This window comes from Bartonella sp. AA83SXKL, assembly GCF_042196965.1.
Taxonomy (GTDB): Bacteria; Pseudomonadota; Alphaproteobacteria; order Rhizobiales; family Rhizobiaceae; genus Bartonella.
In genome coordinates, this window is record NZ_JBHIRG010000333.1 from 254 (window position 1) to 555 (window position 302).

The 302-nt window shown below is 39.7% G+C and carries 1 protein-coding gene; it reads left to right on the top strand.

What is annotated here, in order from left to right; all coding sequences use genetic code 11:
• A partial coding sequence (locus tag ACFINO_RS11480; protein WP_375655972.1) for an autotransporter outer membrane beta-barrel domain-containing protein occupies positions 1 to 302 on the top strand: 302 nt, incomplete at both ends.

Sequence of the window (302 nt, forward strand, 5' to 3'; positions counted from 1 at the left end):
TGGAGGTGACCTTGGTTATAAGGCTCTAGAGGTAGATATTTTGCTCAAAACAATTGAGGGGACACACAGTACAACGTCTTTTGGGATTATGGCAACCTACGGGAGACTTTCTTTGCGACCTCAGGATGTTGAAAACAGTCAAAAAAGTATATTTCATAAATGGTTAGTGACAGCATATGGTAGTTTGGAAAGTAACGCTGGTTTTTATGTAGATGGTCTTTTATCCTATGGTTTGTTTGAAGGTGATGTTCTCACTTTTGTACGGGGCAAGACAGCAACATTAAAAGGAAATCCTCTGAACG